Origin of the sequence: Lysobacter sp. 5GHs7-4, from assembly GCF_021284765.1 — a bacterium.
Classification (GTDB): Bacteria; Pseudomonadota; Gammaproteobacteria; order Xanthomonadales; family Xanthomonadaceae; genus Lysobacter.
Map to the genome: position 1 here is coordinate 1,044,431 of NZ_CP089924.1, position 13,090 is coordinate 1,057,520.

Below are 13,090 nucleotides of genomic sequence, written 5' to 3' on the forward strand. Positions count from 1 at the left end.
CACTTGCTCCATCCAAGAGCTCAATGGGCGTGTCGGTTACTGCGCAGACGCTGCCAGGCTCTGGGGCGGGCACCCCGCAATCGCTCAGGTCATTGCGGATTGGGGGTCAATGGTTGACCGATGCTGGAACGAGTGTGGGCACTCGCCCAATCCAGTTTCAGAGCAAGAGTTCAAAGCATGGCTAGAGCAGCAACTCACTGTGCTCGGGCAGGTGGCTAACAATCTATTCAAGCCGAAGCCGCTTCGCTGCTCGGCTTAGTTCAGGCTCTAGGCGTCAAAGGAGTGTTCATGGAAGCTGTTGAGTATGGAGTTGTGTGCCGACCTGACGACGAGAAGACTCTCGTCAAGCACATCGATTCCTTTCTAGGCAGTCTTGGGTATAGAAAGATGTACAAATCGATTCCTGCAGGGCTGCGTAATCCAGGCAAGCCGGAGCCTCGCTACTCCCACTACTACTGGCAGATGATGAAGGACCACCCCAAGTGGTTCTTTGATCTTTATCCAAACGTTGACTTGAACGGAGCGGCGAGATTTCCACATAATCTCGAAATCGGATGGACTCTTTTCACAAACAAAAGTGATCCGCCGTACTCTGCAGCCGACAGTGCGGCTTTGGATGCTTTCTTTTTGTCCCTCAGGGAAAGCCTTGGCTTTCCATTTGTTCTTCTCCACACATATCAGCCAAAAGAGAACCGGCTGTGAGAGAGGCGCAGTTGATGCCTAACAATTTACCGCCTCGCGGCTCGGCTTAATTCAGACGTTAGGCCGCGCAATGGAAGAGTTCGACCGCATCACTACAGACAGCTGGACGGTCGCGTTTCCTAGCGACTGGCCTGACGCTTCGGACAGTGATGGCACGTTGTACTTCGGGTCGCCGGCTGGAGAAAAAGGCTTCTACATCAGCCTCTGGCTCATCTCGGATGAGGAGACACGCGGCTCTCGTGAGCTGATTGAGTCGTTCCAAAGCACGGAGCTGAGTTCGCTCTTCCCAGCGGATGAGACCTGGCACGTGATAAGCCACGTCTCGGAGGGAGACACAGAATCCGCTACCGGCTACTGGGAGGGAATCAACGGTGAGCGCAAGTATTGGATCTGCGGCAAGCAGATTGCCGCCGGCAAACACGTGCTCCGGGCTACGTTTCACGACTATGATTCGTCAGGGTCAGAGGCTTCGTCGGACTTCTTTTCCACCATTGTTGGATCACTTGCGCTTAGCGCAGCCTAACAACTCATTCATTTCGCGGGTCGGCTTAATTCAGGCGTTAGGCCTCATGAGAAAGTTACTTACCGTCCACGACAGCTTTGATGTCCCGGAGAGAGGGCGAGTCATAGTCGGGCGGAGCGAGGATAGGGACGCGCAGCTGATGGCCGGCCAGAAGTTCCTACTCGTTCTCGCCAATGGCGAGCGCCACAACCTTACGGCACTCGGCGTAGAGCAATTTACCCGCTGTTTCAGCGATGCTACTCGGCTTGGCATTCTTGTCGGTGAGCAACTCAACACTTCCTCGCCTCTCTCAGGCTCAGAGATCTGGGTTGAGGCCTAACAATTCATTCAAGCCGAGGCCGCTTAGCGGCTCGGCTTAATTCAGGCGTTTGGCCCAATGAAAGTTCTACTACTAACCTTAGCCGCTACAGCCGCTTCGCCCGACACTGAACTCTCGTTGGGCGGCATCGTGCTCGGCCAGTCCGAGGCGTCGGTAGTTCGGACTCTCGGCCAACCCAATTCACGAACCGGCGAGAGGTCTGACTACCTGCCAGTTAGGCTCTCCTATTCCGGCATTACAGTCCTACTTGATGAACAAGGCGTGGGCGGCCTGATCAGCACCGGCAAAAGGTTCTGTACTCCCGCCGGCGTTTGCCCGGGCACGCCTCTTGCCAAAGCCAAACAGATCTACGGCCCTAGATGGGCCACCGAGATGGTGGATGGCGCGCCCACCGGATACGTCTACGGCGATGGTTGCTGGCTGGAGTTCTCGGTAAAGTCCGGCAAGGTTCAAACCATCGAGGTCGCATGCTCTCCATGATTGGGCCTAACAATTCATTCAAGCCGAAGCCGCTTCGCGGCTCGGCTTAATTCAGGCGTTAGGCCTGTGGATCAAGTCCCATGCTGGACCAAGCTTCCTTTAAAGCGCTTCGCCTATCCGACGCACATTTGATCGGCCTTGAGTGGTCGGAGGCCGGTCGGGACCTGTGCATTACGCTAGCGCCCGCATCGGGCCAACCCGTTAAGCTCACTTGCACTTGGGCACATTCCCGTCGGATTGACCTGGGTACCCCGCAAGGAGGGCATCCTCTGACCTGGGAGGCAACGCTCGTGCCGGAGGGAGATCAATGGCGCCTCAAGCTAGACTTCGCCAGCGAGGGCAGCATTGAACTGCTTTGCAACTGGGTGCTTCTTGGGCCACAGGCCTAACAATTCATTCAAGCCGAAGCTGCTTCGCGGCTCGGCTTAATTTAGGCGTTAGGTGTTTCCCATGTATTCTCGCTATCTTGCTCCGATACTAATGCTGCTTCTGCTGTCTTCTTGTGCGCAGGCAACATCTCCCACTGAAGGCCGAAAGGAAAAGATCAAGGCTATGGAATCTAATGCAACAGCGGCGGCACTTGAGCGTAAAGCACGCTCGGACGCTCGCCTCAGGTCGGAAGGAGTACCTGTCATGGGGAATCTTCCTGCAATTGAAGATATTCATGACGTGAAACGCAGAACCAAGGACGAGATTGCGTGGCGAGCAATGGCACTTCTAGTTGTGGCTGTTAAAGGTGAAGGGTTAGAACAACCAATCGTTGAGAAGATCGTCAAAGACTATGGCCTCAAAGAGCATTTCACGCCCAAAGAGGCAGCCTTTATCCAACAGCACTCCCCTACTGACCATGATCGCATCCAGTTCGCGTGGCGCTACGAGGCAGCATGGACACTTCTCTGGGCGCTTGGATACGTCGAGGCTTTAGGAAAGCCCATCGAAATCTGTGACGTTCCGCGCGCCGTCAAATTCTTGCATGAGCGAACTTCTGAACAATTCATTTCAGACTCCAAGCTGCGTCCGTTAGAAGACATTTTGGAAGAGGCGGATCTGATCTACCGCTACCACTGGGCGGTGGTAGACGCCCGCGTAACCGGAAAACCAACTCCCGCATCGCTAGATGGTGGCGTCACCATGGAGCGGCACTATGCCCTCAATTGGCTCATCGGTTACATGGACCAAGAGTGGGATGACATCTCGACAGACACCTAACAATTCATTCAAGCCGACGCCGCTTCGCGGCTCGGCTTAATTCAGGCGTTAGCCCTAATGAGTGAACCGTCTTCGATCACTTGCAGCTGCGGATCCAGGAGTTTCGATCTGATCGTCAGTTATGGCTCTTGCGTGACCAGATGCTCGACTTGTGGCGAGAGCATTGTCGCCACTTCGTTCACGTCCATGCGCTCAATCACTGAGCCGTTCTCTGCCCACTATGATTCCGGCCCCGGCCCTCTTCCGGAGGGATCTCTGTTTGCGTCGGGACCGCTCAATGAGATATACGCTGCCGTTTGTTCGGCGGCGTCACAAGGCGGGGTAGTTAGGCTTGTCGCGCGGGGCTAACAATTCATTCAAGCCGAAGCCGCTTCGCGGCTCGGCTTAATTCAGGCGTCAGGCACCGATGAGAGATGGCTGGTACCACGAAGATTACCTACTGCTCTTCAGTCCAGCTGAGGCTGAGGTGGCGTCAAGGCAATACGCAATTGCTCGCTGGCTATCTGGCCATAGAGTAATTGGGCTACGCAGCTGGAATGACCTGATTGTTCAAGACCTGGCTGGCTTGGTTTTCTCTGTGCCCAGTGTTCCGATCGCCGCAGATCACATAGAGCCGTTTAGCTTGCCGCCACCCGACGCTTCGCTTACGGCGGACTCTCGCCTTTCTGGCAAGGTCAAGTGGTATTTGCAGCCACTTGTATTCGGTGGCCATCCAGCAGACGAGTCAAATATTCATTGGGTCTCGTTGGAGCAGCACGCCCAGTTGGTCGTTTTTTGGAATGATCGCTATCAGCAAATCAAGGCGGCCTCGGTTGGCGCCTAGTAATTCATTCAAGCCGAAACCGCTTCGCGGGTTGGCTTAATTCAGGCGTTAGGCCTCATGCAGATCAAGACCGCACATCCGAGACTTTACTTCGATGGCAACTCCCAACTTGCAGAGCACTTTTTCGCCTTGGTGCAAGGCATGCTTGATGGCCTTCGAGCCTTGGGTCAAACACCTGAGTCAGCCTTGGGTTCGCGCTTCACTTTCGTCCAAGAAGAGATAGGCCCATCTGGCAAGTCGGATGCACTGCTGTTCAATGGCACTATCGCCCACACCTCTGCTTTTGGACACTTTGCGCTAGCAGATGCAGGAGGCGTACATTGGCTATCGGAAATTTTCGGCCATGAGGCCTAACAATTCATTCAAGCCGAACCCCTTCGCGGGTCGGCTTAATTCAGGCGTTAGGCGTCGAATCCTACCAACGGTGCACACGGAGTTTCAGTGAAGAAGCAGCTTATTGCGTTGCGCGGCCGCTCAAGTGTTGGCAAGAGCTCCGCTCTCCATCTCTTGTACAAATGCCTCATTGCTAATCCTTCTGTGAAACCTGTCCACTTTGAGGCGCTCGGACGCAAGCTAGATTTTCTGGCAATCGTGTCGGTCGAGGGTCACGCGGTCGGCATCTTCAACCGCGGAGATGTGCCGGCCACCGTGCAAGAGCTGCTTGACCGTTTGGTAGTCGAGAAGTGTCAAGTGATCGTCTGCGCCGCCCGCACGAAAGGAGAAGTTGAGAACGTACTCAAGTCTCCTGGTCGTAAGTACAAGCTGGTGGAGGTTAGTAAAAAGGCAAAGCACGGCAAGTCGGAGGCGGTCTCCAATCACGCAGCCGCGCATGCCTTGGCGGCCATGGTGTATGACGCGCTCGACGCCTAACAATTCGTCCAAGCCGGTGCCGCTTCGCGGCGCGGCTTAACTCAGGTGTTAGCCCTTGCCAAGAAAATACCAGCTGCCGCCAGAAATAGAACAGATGGCCAACCAGGAGTCTTACTCCCGTTGGTTGCACCGGAAAGCCGTCGCTCATGCCAGGCGAGATCGCGCACGTGGACATACTTGCACTATCTCCGGTTACAAAGGAGCAATACATCAGGCTGTCGTCGCGTCAAAGGGACTTGATTCATACACCGGCGAGCCGTTGGACTGGGGCTTGATCAGCACCTACGACAATCAAGCATCAAAGAATGGCCGGCATCATTACAAAGCCACTTTTGCCCTTCTTCCCACCATTGATCATATTGACGCAAGTTCAAAGACTGCATCTTTCAACGTCTGCGCATGGCGCACAAACGATGCAAAGAACGATCTTAGCCGCCAGGCCTTCATTGATCTTTGCAGACGAGTGCTTGAGCATGAGGGCTACATTGTCGCCCGCAAGGGCTAACAATTCATTCAAGTCGACGCCGCTTCGCGGAGTGGCTTAATTCAGGCGTTAGGCCGCATAGCATGCACATCAGCTACCGAATAGAAAGAAGGCGCCAGGAACTCTGTCGTCTGCGATTCCCGATTTCCGCGTGCCAGGAATATCTGCGCGACCTTCTAGACGTGGCTCCCCACCTGTCGGAAGCAGTGCGCCCAGTTGCGCTCCAACTTGAGGCCGCGACGACTAGCGATCTTTCCAACGGCCCCTACCCACTCACCGCCGCCACCTCACTTGAGGAACGACGCCTTGAGTTCATGGCAGCAGAACTCTTAGAGAAAGGGATCGGTTTTGTGTGGTGCTCCCAATGCGGTCGCGAGCTTATAGCGGCTGGAACCATTTTTGAGAGATATCAGCGGGGCTGTGGACCGCTGGAGGGCGGCGAGGGCCGACGCTTCTACTGTGGATCCTCCTCTCATCTGCTACTAGAGGTCGTTGACCTCCGCTTCTAGAATGCGGCCTAACAATTCGTTCAAACCGAAGCCGCTTCGCGGCGCGGCTTCATTCAGGCGTTAGCGCTCATGCTCAACACCCCCGCAAGCATTTGGAAAGGCATCCCGGCGGAGCTCGTGCCGCAATGGAATCAGGTCTTTTCTGAAAGGCCCGCCAAGATTTCCTTGCAGTCTCCTTGCCCCGTCTATGGCAATCGCACTTTGTTCCGGTGGCATGACGGTGGTCGCGGCCTCTGGGAGTGGTGTCAGTCGTGTTTTTGTTATGAGCATTCTTCTGCATTTGCCCCTGCGGATTGGGCATCAGACTCGGCAATTCATCCTGTAGGGGGCTCGGCAGAACCAACAGCTATCGTTATCGCTTTGAGGGGTGCTGGCATCCTATGAGCGCTAGCAATTCATTCAAGCCGAAGCCGCCTCTCGGCTCGGCTTAATTCAGGCGTTAGGCCTATGACTCATTGCACCGTGTTCTGCGAGAAGTGCCACGAGTACCTACAACTGAACAAGTGGTACCCGCTGGAACCAACCGCGGTTGGCTGCAGGATTTCTACCACTCACGCCACCCTCATTTCTGCTGCGGAGAGAGGTGACGCCGACGCCTTTCCCGAGCTAGTCAATGCCTTCATGGCCTTTGTTGATGGCCATGGCAGCCACCCCCTGTACCTGTACTTTTCGGGTGGCGACTACCCATGGTGGCCAGAGGAGCCCAATTGGTTTTTGTGGAAACGCATCCCTGGCCCGTTCTACCGCCCATCAATTGATCAGACAGACATTGACCTGCCACGAAACATCATTGACGACCTTGGCATTACCAATTGGGCAGATGCTTTGGCTCACTATCGGGCGACATGCCCCTGCGTAGAGCGTCCGGAAGATCTAGAGAAGGCCTTCTTGTCATTCGTCACGGCAAGGGCCTAACAATTCATTCAAGCCGAAGCCGCTTCGTGGTGTCACCCAATTCAGGCGTTAGGTTCCGCGCGCAATGACCCGCAAATCGAAATTCATCTTTGCCTTCTTGATCGCTACGAGCATTGCTGTTGTCGCCAATGTGGCTCCGTACTTTCTGACTCTGGGCGCGTACCAACGTGACGGCCAAGAGGTTGCCGGTTTCCCATTCAACTTCCATAGAATTGGCGGCGATTGTTGGCCTAGTGCCTGTGACACGTACAACTTCAACATCGTCTACTTCTTAGCTGACCTAGCAATTGCATTGATCTGCGCTGTTGCTATCGGCCTCGTAGCGGCGCGGGCGGGAAGAGATCGTGGAGGCGGGGCCTAACCATTCATTCAAGCCAAAACCGCTTCACGGCTCGGATGAATGTGGACGGTCAGCATGGCATTCGCGCCCGTCGCAAGGCGCCTGGCAATTCATTCGGGCCGAAACCGTTTTACGGGTCGGAAAACTCGTGCGTTAGGCTGTACCCGATCATCTTCGAGGCTGGAATGGCAAGGCATTACTCGCACGGCTACCCTCGCTACTCGTTTGATTCGACGACTCGAGAGCCAACAAAGTTGCCCAGCCTTGAGGCCGCCGTGGCATTTATCGAGGGCGATGGGTCTAACATGCTTCGCACGCGATCGATCCATTTCAGGTTAATGGGGTTGGGGAGGTGATGTACGGGAAATTGCTCTTTGCCGCGCTTCTGTTAGCGTCGCCGGCTTCGTTCGCTAAGCATCCCCGCAGCTTGACCGTTGTCGAGCAGGGCGCCAGCTACGTGCTTGCTCAGGACTTCGTGGCCAGCGAGAAAGCGGCCACGTTCACCCTGAAGGCGGGCACTTATGTGACTGCCTTCGAGGACAGCAAGGCGCTCTATCTCCTGGGCGGCGCGAACTGTCTGGAGATGCATGTGGTTCCGCCCAAACAGCCTGAGTACGCATACACGAAGCCGTTCAATTGCGGCATCTACTATCCGAAGGCAGAGGAGGGGCAGACGCTCTTCTTCTATATTCGCGAAGCGCTGCCGCGCAGCGAATTCGGGCTGATCGTCAATGCGATCATCAAGGCCGGCGAGGGGGGCTTCAACTACCCGATATCCAAGAAGCATGTGATCGGTCTGCGTTCGCGGCTTCTTGAAGCGCAGCCATAGAGTCAACCTAACTCAGAGCGGATCGCTTTCGCGGACAGGGGGAACGCTTGGGCATCAGTCTTGAAGTGGTACTGGCCATAGTGTGCGCCGTCACGTTCTTCCGCGCAGGACGATTCGAGTCGGACGGGGAGGCATACGACTACAGTTTTGTTTGGTCGCTGATGTCGGTCTTGCTTTCGGCGCTCGTCCTGATTTTTCTGAAGGTTTCCTGGGGTATTCTTCTGTTGTGTCAGGTGGGCCTGTTCTTTGGCATCGGGGTGTTTCGTGCTCTCCGGGATCCGAGCTAGAGTCGCTTGAGCATCCAAGACGTTCGACACTAAGGCGTTGACGACCGATGATAGTTCTCTGCCGAGTTATTGCGTTGGTGGCTTGTATGCTCGCTACGGTCTCTTGCGCATCCGTTGACGCGTCTCGGAACAAGCCGCGGTCTGAAGAGGCAGGCGTGGTGGCGGAGAACTGTGATCTCGCAAAAGAGCGGGATAATCAACTGGCCATCGACCACTGGTGCGGCAAGCCGGAATCGCGCGCCGAGCCTTGAGGGCGCATGCCGTCCCGCGATCGTGAGCGGGGTCGACCGGCCGGCTCGCGCGTATCCGTAAATGAGGCAGGAGAAGTCGATTGTCGCCTAAGCAATTGGTTCGGGAATGGGTGTCGCGATTCAACGCGGCGGACGTCGAAGGTCTTGCTGCGCTGTACGCTGAAGACGCGACCAACCATCAAGTGGTGATGGAGCCGCTGGTCGGTCGCGCCGCGATCCGCAACATGTTTCTGACGGAGTTCGGCCGGGCCGAGATGACTTGCCTGGTCGAGAACCTGTTCGAGGATGGCGAGTGGGCCATTCTGGAGTGGCGCGATCCCAGCGGCTTGCGCGGTTGCGGCTTCTTTCATGTGCAGGGTGGCAAGATCGTCTTCCAACGCGGTTACTTCGATCAGCTGTCGTTCTTCCGGCTTCAAGGGATTCCTGTCCCGGACAGTTATCTGGGGAGCTGACACTTCTCTGGCCGCCCAGGCCGACTGTAGGATAGATCCCCCTTCAAGCGGGCCGTGGCCAAGTTTCGCCTGAGCCAGGCCCGAGACGCCTCGCATGTCCATCCCATTCGTTACACAAGTGGCCGTTGCGGCGGTCGAGGTCGCGACGGACCCGGAGCTGGCCGGCGCCGAAAAGCGGGCGATGTCGGTGGCCTTGCAAGCCCGATTCGACGACCAACATCCGTTGCTAATCGGCGAGCACCTGGACTATGCGCTGCTACTGATCGGTTCCGCTGAGCTGAGTGCGGCCAAAGTCAGGTCGGGGTCGATATCGCGAGACGATGGCTTGTCGGAATTGCGGCGTGGTTACGGCAGTTTTCCCACCGAGTCGGTCGATCGCGCTTTGTCTTACGCTTTGCAGGCGGACATCGGTTCACGCACATGAAATGCAGCGATTGCACCATCGAACAGTATCGCGGCAGCAAGCTGGTGCGCTCCTTCGTGCCTTCCGGCGATCCCAAATTCCCTTGGCATATGCACGCGAATGGAAAGGTCTATCCACGCACGCACGGATGGGTCCTGTCCAAGGTGCTGCCGACCCTGGTCGATGGTTCGACGGTCACTACGAAAGTGGTTCCGAACGCAGGCGGCTCAGCGGGTTAGCGCCGACAGACACGGATGCCTGACCAAGTCCACGCCACGTCCGTGAGCCTTCGCCGGGCCTAGGCCTTGGCCGAAATCGCGCTGAGCTCCTCCAGATCCAGATCCCGTTCCAGCTCACGCAGCGTCGCGTCGTCGATATCGCCGGCGCGATGCAGGCGGATGAGCTCCTGGCGGCCGCTGGCGACGGCTTCCAGCACCACGTCGAAATGGGCATGCAGCATCGGCGTGTAGTGCTCGGTGCGCGCGGCGTAGTCGACGATCGCCACCGACTTGCGCTCGTACTGCGCCAGTAGCTTGGGGTGGATGAGTTCGCCTTCGCTGTCGTAAGCGAGGCCGCGCACGGTCGCGAACTGTGCCTGGGCCATGGCGGCCTCGGCCTGGCTCATGGTCATGCGCGGCTTCTCGGTTTCCGGTTCTGTCAGGCGCGCCCAGGCGATCACGCGGCCCAGCGTGGTGCCCTGTATCAGCACGGTGCCGAGGATGATGGCGAAGGAAGTGACCAGGATGAAGTCGCGGCCCGGGAAACCCTCCGGCACGCTCAACGCAAGGGCCAGGGTGACCACGCCGCGGACGCCGGCCCAGCTCAGCACCGTGGAGCCGCGCGCGCCTATGGGTTTGTAACGCCGGATCCCGAGCCGGTTGCACAGCGTGATCGCCAGGTCGGAGGCGAACACCCAGGCGAAGCGCGCGACGGTGAGTGCGGCCAGGATCGCGAGGATCTGCCAGCCCATGGTCGCGGCGACGACGCCGAAGCCGCCGCCGCGTTCGACCACGCCGCGCAGCGACAGGCCGATCAGGATGAACACCGAGGCTTCCATCAGGAACACCATGACCGTCCAGAACGAGGTGCCGCGCATGCGCGTGGAGGCCGATAGCACGATGCTCTGATACCAGCTGGCGATCAGGCCCGTGGTGACGGTGGCCAGGACGCCGGAGACGTGCAGCGCTTCGCCCAGCAGATAGGACGTCCACGACAGCATCGCGGTGGCGGCGATGATCAGGTATTCGTCGCCGAGGCGGCGCACCAGCTTGACCCAGACCACGCCCACCACCACGCCGACCAACACGCCGCCCAACGCGAGTACGAAGAAGCTGCCCACGGCTTGGGTGGCGCTGAAGGCGCCGGTGATGCCGGCGGCTATCGCGAAACGGAACAACACCAGGCCGCTGGCATCATTGAGCAGGCTTTCGCCCTCCAGCAGGATCTGCAGGCGCCGGGGCAGCTTGACCCGTTGCAGCACGGAGCGCGCCGAGACGGCATCGGGCGGCGAGACGATCGCGCCCAACGCGGCGCAGGCGGCCCAGGGCAGGGACGGGAACAGCAGATGCGTGACCACCGCCACGACCACGCAGGTGAACAGCACCGCGCCCACCGCCAGCGAGCCGATGCCGATCAGGTGGCGGCGCAGCTTGCCCAGGGCGATCGACCAGGCGCCGTCCAGCAGCAGCGGCGGCAGGAAGATGACCAGCACCAGTTCCGGGTCGACGGCGATGGTGGGCAGGCCGGGCACGAACGCGAGCGCCGCGCCTCCGGCCAGCAAGCCCACCGAGGGCGGCAGGCCCAGTTTGTGGGCCAGATAGTGCAGGGCGATGATCGCCAGGAACATCGCGATCACCAGCTCGAACAGGTGGGTGGGCTCCATGGGCGCTCCTTCGGGCTGAGCTGGCGGCGCCTGAAATAATGGTCTTTCGTCCCAACGGCGTCGATAGCGAGCGGCGGAAATGTCCAGGCGCCGCCCCAGCCGACGTCAGAAGCGGTGCCCGAGCTTGACCAGGAACTGATCGTCGTCGCGCAGCGCCAGCGCCTGATCGAACAGGCCCCAGGCATCGACGCCCTCATCCTCGGTGCGAACTATCCGCCGCGCGACTACACCAGGAACAGGATGCGCGAGGCCATCGCCAGGGCGTGACCGATGTTGGGCAGCGCGATCAGCAGCAGGCAGGCGGCCAAGGGAATGCCCGCCAACAGCGGCAGCCACAGCGGCGGCAGCGCGCGCGGTAGGTCGTCGCCGATGTCAGCCATGGCCTGGCGGTCGCAATAGCGCGGCCGTATGCGGCGGCCGGCTTAGCGGCGCGCCATGCATTGCTGCATCGCGGTGCGGGCCTTGGCGCCGCCTTCGATCTGCATGTCCAGCACGCGCTTGCCGTCCAGGACGATGCTCAGCGGCGAGCGATCGGAGAGCGAGGCGATGGTAGCCGACAGGTCGGTCGGCATCAGCAGCACGGATTCGTTTTCCACGCCGGTCGGCAGATGGAACACGCGTACGCTCGTGTCGCCGCGATCGCCGCTCATGGTTACCGTGGTTTCGCGCGCTTCGCGTGTCGGCGGCACGGCCTTGCTGGACAGCATCAGCGCGCCGCGCGGATCGGTTTGGGTCGGGCCGACGAACAGCACGCGCTGATCGTCGCGCAAGTAGGTCAGCGAACAGCCCTTGCCCTTCTTGTCGCCGGTGCGCAGCAGCCACGAGCCTTGCGCGGAGTAGTGGACCTTGCGGATGCCCGGGATGTCCGGCAGCTTACCCATCACGTCGATGGGCGGCCCCACGCCCACGCCGGCGTCGGGCACGCCGCGTTTGGGCACGGGCACCGTGGAGTTGGGCGGGAAGTCGTACTCCTTGAACACGCCCTCGCGATCGAAATCCTCGCGCAGCATCGCCGCCGCGATCAACGGTTCCGCACGGACCTGCGCGTGGTACACCTTGTGCAGGCTGCAGCTGGCGCCCTGGCTTTTGCAGACCGCCTTGAGTTCCTTCCAGGTCTGCTTGGCGTCGGCGCCGGCGGCGGCGCGCATCTTGCCCTGCTTGTCGCGTGCGACCACCACCGCGACGTTGGCGCCGGAATACAGCACGCTGCAGCCGCCGCCCATGGTCTTGTTGCAGGCGTCCAGCACCACGGCCTCGGCCGCTTCCAGGCGGTACTGGCCCAACGTGGCCCAGACCTCCGCAATGCCAGGATGACCAGCCACCGCAACGTAGTTGTTGACGGCGGTTTCGGGTTCGTAGCGGCTGCTGCCCGATGAGCCCGATCCGCCGCCACCGGAGCCGGGTGTGCCGGGTCCGGACGGAGCCGGTGCGCAGACGGGGATCAGGCCGATCCCGTGCGAGCCGCCGGTGGTGCCGATCTGCACCTCGCCAGGTCCGGGGCCGCCGCCGCAGGGATAGCCCTGGGCGCGCGACGCAGCGGGAAACACGGCGATCGCCAAGGCGGTCAGTGCGGCGGCCAACCAGATCCCATTCGGAATCGGCAGCCGCACATGGGCGGGACGGTAGTGGGTCATCGGGCCTCCTGGGCGCGCGCACGGAACGCGGGTGTCGCCGGGCCGCTTCCATGCGTGCGCAAGCCCCGGTGCGCGTCATCATCGGTGAAGAACGGGGACGGCGCCAGGAGGCCTGGGCGCCTCAGCGGAGCGCCACGAAAGGCAGGAGGTCGGGCCTTCGCAGCGCCGGCGCCATCTC

The 13,090-nt window shown here is 59.5% G+C and carries 16 protein-coding genes; 13 read left to right on the forward strand and 3 right to left on the reverse strand.

Annotation, left to right across the window (positions count from 1 at the left end; genetic code table 11):
• The first annotated feature begins 288 nt into the window (after positions 1-288).
• The 13 genes from LVB77_RS04475 (at position 289) to LVB77_RS04535 (ending at position 9,635) form a co-directional block, all read left to right on the forward strand.
• Positions 289-702, forward strand: coding sequence for a hypothetical protein (locus LVB77_RS04475; RefSeq protein WP_232909012.1), 414 nt, complete (start codon positions 289-291; stop codon positions 700-702).
• A gap of 70 nt (positions 703-772) precedes the next feature.
• Complete coding sequence (locus LVB77_RS04480; RefSeq protein ID WP_232909013.1) at positions 773-1,225, forward strand: hypothetical protein; 453 nt, start codon at positions 773-775, stop codon at positions 1,223-1,225.
• Between the two features lie 376 nt (positions 1,226-1,601).
• A complete protein-coding gene (locus LVB77_RS04485) occupies positions 1,602-2,024 on the forward strand; it encodes a hypothetical protein (protein ID WP_232909014.1) in 423 nt (140 codons plus the stop codon).
• 480 nt (positions 2,025-2,504) lie between these two features.
• Positions 2,505-3,233, forward strand: a complete 729-nt coding sequence (locus LVB77_RS04490; protein ID WP_232909015.1) for a DUF4272 domain-containing protein — start codon at positions 2,505-2,507, stop codon at positions 3,231-3,233.
• An 880-nt stretch (positions 3,234-4,113) separates the two neighbouring features.
• Positions 4,114-4,410, forward strand: coding sequence for a hypothetical protein (locus tag LVB77_RS04495; RefSeq protein ID WP_232909016.1), 297 nt, complete (start codon positions 4,114-4,116; stop codon positions 4,408-4,410).
• A gap of 87 nt (positions 4,411-4,497) precedes the next feature.
• Positions 4,498-4,926, forward strand: a complete 429-nt coding sequence (locus LVB77_RS04500; RefSeq protein ID WP_232909017.1) for a hypothetical protein — start codon at positions 4,498-4,500, stop codon at positions 4,924-4,926.
• Positions 4,927-5,197: 271 nt separating this feature from the next.
• Positions 5,198-5,431, forward strand: a complete 234-nt coding sequence (locus LVB77_RS04505; RefSeq protein ID WP_232909018.1) for a hypothetical protein — start codon at positions 5,198-5,200, stop codon at positions 5,429-5,431.
• A gap of 935 nt (positions 5,432-6,366) precedes the next feature.
• Positions 6,367-6,834, forward strand: coding sequence for a hypothetical protein (locus LVB77_RS04510; RefSeq protein ID WP_232909019.1), 468 nt, complete (start codon positions 6,367-6,369; stop codon positions 6,832-6,834).
• A 767-nt stretch (positions 6,835-7,601) separates the two neighbouring features.
• The gene (locus LVB77_RS04515; RefSeq protein ID WP_232909020.1) at positions 7,602-8,003 is read left to right on the forward strand and encodes a hypothetical protein; all 402 of its coding nucleotides are present in this window, start codon (positions 7,602-7,604) and stop codon (positions 8,001-8,003) included.
• 47 nt (positions 8,004-8,050) lie between these two features.
• Positions 8,051-8,290: a hypothetical protein gene (locus LVB77_RS04520; protein ID WP_232909021.1), complete on the forward strand. Its 240-nt coding sequence runs from the start codon at positions 8,051-8,053 to the stop codon at positions 8,288-8,290.
• A 331-nt stretch (positions 8,291-8,621) separates the two neighbouring features.
• The gene (locus tag LVB77_RS04525; RefSeq protein WP_232909022.1) at positions 8,622-8,993 is read left to right on the forward strand and encodes a nuclear transport factor 2 family protein; all 372 of its coding nucleotides are present in this window, start codon (positions 8,622-8,624) and stop codon (positions 8,991-8,993) included.
• Between the two features lie 94 nt (positions 8,994-9,087).
• On the forward strand, positions 9,088-9,417 hold the full coding sequence (locus LVB77_RS04530; RefSeq protein ID WP_232909023.1) for a hypothetical protein: 330 nt from the start codon (positions 9,088-9,090) through the stop codon (positions 9,415-9,417).
• Entirely contained in the window at positions 9,414-9,635 is a 222-nt protein-coding gene (locus tag LVB77_RS04535; protein WP_232909024.1) for a hypothetical protein, read from the forward strand. Before LVB77_RS04530 ends, LVB77_RS04535 begins: the two co-directional genes overlap by 4 nt.
• Positions 9,636-9,694: 59 nt before the next feature.
• Here LVB77_RS04535 and LVB77_RS04540 read toward each other — a convergent pair whose 3' ends face one another.
• From LVB77_RS04540 to LVB77_RS04550, 3 genes are all read right to left on the reverse strand, one after another.
• Positions 9,695-11,278, reverse strand: a complete 1,584-nt coding sequence (locus LVB77_RS04540) for a Na+/H+ antiporter (protein ID WP_232909025.1) — start codon at positions 11,276-11,278, stop codon at positions 9,695-9,697.
• Positions 11,279-11,502: 224 nt separating this feature from the next.
• Positions 11,503-11,658 (reverse strand): hypothetical protein, encoded by a 156-nt coding sequence (locus LVB77_RS04545; RefSeq protein WP_232909026.1) that lies wholly within the window; start codon positions 11,656-11,658, stop codon positions 11,503-11,505.
• A gap of 42 nt (positions 11,659-11,700) precedes the next feature.
• A complete protein-coding gene (locus LVB77_RS04550; RefSeq protein ID WP_232909027.1) occupies positions 11,701-12,912 on the reverse strand; it encodes a DUF4189 domain-containing protein in 1,212 nt (403 codons plus the stop codon).
• Positions 12,913-13,090 lie beyond the last annotated feature (178 nt).

What these genes read in the sequence shown, in the direction of transcription:
- LVB77_RS04530 (WP_232909023.1), top strand. Translation starts at nt 9,088, where the DNA reads ATGTCCATCCCATTCGTTACACAAGTGGCCGTTGCGGCGGTCGAGGTC.
- LVB77_RS04510 (WP_232909019.1), top strand. Translation starts at nt 6,367, where the DNA reads ATGACTCATTGCACCGTGTTCTGCGAGAAGTGCCACGAGTACCTACAA.
- LVB77_RS04545 (WP_232909026.1), bottom strand. Translation starts at nt 11,658, where the DNA reads ATGGCTGACATCGGCGACGACCTACCGCGCGCGCTGCCGCCGCTGTGG.
- LVB77_RS04540 (WP_232909025.1), bottom strand. Translation starts at nt 11,278, where the DNA reads ATGGAGCCCACCCACCTGTTCGAGCTGGTGATCGCGATGTTCCTGGCG.
- LVB77_RS04485 (WP_232909014.1), top strand. Translation starts at nt 1,602, where the DNA reads ATGAAAGTTCTACTACTAACCTTAGCCGCTACAGCCGCTTCGCCCGAC.
- LVB77_RS04495 (WP_232909016.1), top strand. Translation starts at nt 4,114, where the DNA reads ATGCAGATCAAGACCGCACATCCGAGACTTTACTTCGATGGCAACTCC.
- LVB77_RS04490 (WP_232909015.1), top strand. Translation starts at nt 2,505, where the DNA reads ATGCTGCTTCTGCTGTCTTCTTGTGCGCAGGCAACATCTCCCACTGAA.
- LVB77_RS04550 (WP_232909027.1), bottom strand. Translation starts at nt 12,912, where the DNA reads ATGACCCACTACCGTCCCGCCCATGTGCGGCTGCCGATTCCGAATGGG.
- LVB77_RS04475 (WP_232909012.1), top strand. Translation starts at nt 289, where the DNA reads ATGGAAGCTGTTGAGTATGGAGTTGTGTGCCGACCTGACGACGAGAAG.
- LVB77_RS04535 (WP_232909024.1), top strand. Translation starts at nt 9,414, where the DNA reads ATGAAATGCAGCGATTGCACCATCGAACAGTATCGCGGCAGCAAGCTG.
- LVB77_RS04480 (WP_232909013.1), top strand. Translation starts at nt 773, where the DNA reads ATGGAAGAGTTCGACCGCATCACTACAGACAGCTGGACGGTCGCGTTT.